Consider the following 3,143-nt stretch of genomic DNA (forward strand, 5'->3'; position numbering starts at 1 on the left):
CGCGCCACCTCCCCCGTTTCACGGGTGAGGAGAAGAGGCGCCTAACCGTCAGGCACAGGTCTTCCTCCAACCCGCCCCACCTTGACAGTCGACCATCCGACGCAAACTGTGATCACAGTTTCCTGAGCGACCCCGCATGACCGCGCCTTCCATCTTCGACGCCCTGAAGAGCCTGTCCCTGCCCGGGCGGGCGGTGATCGACGGCGCGCTGGTCGACGCGGCGTCGGGCCAGACGTTCCACAACGTCTCGCCGCGCGACGGCACGGTGATCAACCAGGTCGCGGCCTGCCAGGGCGTCGACGTCGACCGCGCCGTGGCCTCGGCCCGCGCCGCCTTCGAGGACGGCCGCTGGCGCGACCAGGGTCCGCGCGCCAAGAAGGCGGTGCTGTTCAAGCTGGCCGAGCTGATGGCGCGCGACGCCGAGGACCTGGCCCTGCTGGAGAGCCTGGACACCGGCAAGCCGATCCGCGACGCCCGGGCCGTCGACATCCCCCTCGCGATCGGCACCACCCGTTGGTACGCCGAGGCGCTGGACAAGATCTATGGCGAGGTCGGCGCGTCGCCGATCGACCGGCTGAGCTGGGCCACCCACGAGCCCCTGGGCGTGATCGGCGCGATCGTGCCGTGGAACTTCCCCCTGCACATGGCGATGTGGAAGGTGGCCCCGGCCCTGGCCATGGGCAATTCCGTCGTCCTCAAGCCGGCCGAGCAGTCGCCGCTGACGGCGTTGAAGCTGGGCGAGCTGGCGCTGGAGGCGGGATTACCGCCGGGCGTATTGAACGTTGTCCCCGGCCTGGGCTCCGTGGCCGGCGAGGCCCTGGCCCTGTCGATGGACGTCGACATGATCGCCTTCACCGGCTCGGGGCCGGTCGGCCGACGGCTGATGGAATATTCGGCCCGCAGCAACCTCAAGCGCGTGTCGTTGGAGCTGGGCGGCAAGTCGCCCCAGATCGTCTTCGCCGACTGCCCCGACCTGGACGCCGCCGCCCAGGCCGCCGCCTGGGGCGTGTTCTATAATCAGGGCGAGGTCTGCACCGCGGCCTCGCGCCTGCTGGTCCAGGACTCGATCAAGGACGCCTTCCTCGAGAAGGTGATCGCGGTCGCCAAGACCATGGTCCCCGGCGATCCGCTGGATCCGGAGACCGTGTTCGGGGCCATGGTCAGCGAGCGGCAGATGAACACCGCCCTGGACTACATCGCCACCGCCGACAGCCAGGGCGCGCGCCGCCTGCTGGGCGGCCGGCGCGTGCGCCAGGACACCGGCGGCTTCTATGTCGAACCCACCATCTTCGACCGGCTGGAGCCCGACCACACCCTGGCCCGCGAGGAGGTGTTCGGCCCGGTGCTGGGCGTCCAGACCTTCAAGACCCAGGACGAGGCCATCGCCCTGGCCAACGACACCGTCTACGGCCTGGCCGCCGGCCTGTGGACCTCGGACATCAACCGCGCCCTGAGCTCTGCGCGCCAGCTGAAGGCCGGCCTGGTGTGGATCAACGGCTGGGACGCCTGCGACATCACCATGCCGTTCGGGGGCTTCAAGCAGTCGGGCTTCGGCCGCGACCGCAGCCTTCATGCGTTGCACAAGTACGCCGACCTGAAGTCGGTGTCCGTGACGCTGAGGTAGCCTGACATGACCCTTGAACTCGTCGAAACCGCCGCCTTCATCGATGGTCTCTGGATCGAGAGCGAAGCCACCTTCCAGGTGTTGAACCCGGCCGACGGCTCGGTGGTCGCGCAGGTCGCCGACCTGGGCGCGGCGGAGACCAAGGCCGCCATCGACGCCGCCCATCGCGCCTTCCCGGCCTGGGCCGCCAAGACCGCCAAGGAACGCGGGGCGATCCTGCGCAAGTGGTCCGACCTGATGCTGTTGCACAGCGAGGCCCTGGCCCGGCTGATGACCGCCGAGCAGGGCAAGCCGCTGGCGGAGTCGCGGGGCGAGGTGTCGTACGGCGCGGCGTTCATCGACTGGTTCGCCGACGAGGCCAAGCGGGCCTACGGCCACTCGATCCCCAGCCCTATGCCGGGCCAGCGCCTGGTGTCGATCAAGCAGCCGGTCGGCGTCTGCGCGGCCATYGCGCCGTGGAATTTCCCGATCGCCATGATCACCCGCAAGGTCGGCCCGGCCCTGGCCTCGGGCTGCACGGTGGTGGTCAAGCCGGCGGCCGAGACGCCGCTGTGCGCCCTGGCCATCGCCCGGTTGGCGGTGGAGGCGGGCGTGCCGGCCGGGGTGCTGAACGTCGTCACCGGCAAGGACAGCGCCGCCATCGGCAAGACCCTGTGCGACGACGCGCGGGTGCGCAAGCTGTCGTTCACCGGTTCGACCCCGGTGGGCAAGACGCTCTACGCCCAGTGCGCCGGCACCATGAAGAAGCTGTCGCTGGAGCTGGGCGGCAACGCGCCGTTCATCGTCTTCGACGACGCCGACCTGGAGGCCGCCGTCGACGGGGCCATCGCCAGCAAGTACCGCAACACCGGCCAGACCTGCGTCTGCGCAAATCGACTCTTGGTGCAGTCGGGCGTCCACGACGCCTTCGTCGCCAGGCTGACCGAGAAGGTCGCGGCCATGAAGGTCGGGCCGGGCGCGGAGAGCGGCGTGACCATCGGCCCGCTGATCAACGACAAGGCCATCGCGAAGGTCGAGAAACTGGTGCGCGAAGCGGTCGAGCAGGGCGCGACGGCCACGGTCGGCGGGGCGCGTCACGCGCTGGGCGGCCTGTTCTGGCAGCCCACGGTGCTGACCGGCGCGACGCCGGACATGCGCCTGTTCCAGGAAGAGATCTTCGGCCCGGTCGCGCCGATCGTGAAGTTCGAGACGGAAGCCGAGGCCATCGCCCTGGCCAACGCCACGCCCTTTGGCCTGGCCTCCTACTTCTACAGCCGCGACGTCGGCCGCTGCTGGCGGGTGGCCGAGGCCATCGAGGCGGGGATGGTCGGGATCAACGAAGGCATCATCTCCACCGAGGTCGCGCCGTTCGGCGGGGTCAAGGATTCCGGGCTGGGCCGCGAGGGGTCTTCCGAGGGCTTGGACGAGTATCTGGAGACGAAGTACCTGTGCTTTGGCGGGGTTTCTGGATGAGGTCATCCGCTACCCTTTCTCCTTGCACACCGTCATTCCCGCCCTTGTGGCGGGAACCCCTCTGTCC

2 protein-coding genes are annotated in these 3,143 nt (G+C 69.5%); both read left to right on the top strand.

Translation table 11 applies throughout. From position 1 onward, the window contains the following. The first annotated feature begins 136 nt into the window (after nt 1-136). Nucleotides 137-1,624 carry an aldehyde dehydrogenase gene (locus AC1DZ6_RS22190; protein WP_477099290.1) on the top strand — a complete coding sequence of 496 codons (1,488 nt, stop codon included), beginning with the start codon at nt 137-139 and terminating at the stop codon, nt 1,622-1,624. Between the two features lie 6 nt (nt 1,625-1,630). Beyond that, nucleotides 1,631-3,076, top strand: coding sequence for an NAD-dependent succinate-semialdehyde dehydrogenase (locus AC1DZ6_RS22195; protein ID WP_477099291.1), 1,446 nt, complete (start codon nt 1,631-1,633; stop codon nt 3,074-3,076). Nucleotides 3,077-3,143 lie beyond the last annotated feature (67 nt).

It is taken from the genome of Caulobacter sp. P1_B12_2 (assembly GCF_056406675.1).

What these genes read in the sequence shown, in the direction of transcription:
- AC1DZ6_RS22190 (WP_477099290.1), top strand. Translation starts at nt 137, where the DNA reads ATGACCGCGCCTTCCATCTTCGACGCCCTGAAGAGCCTGTCCCTGCCC.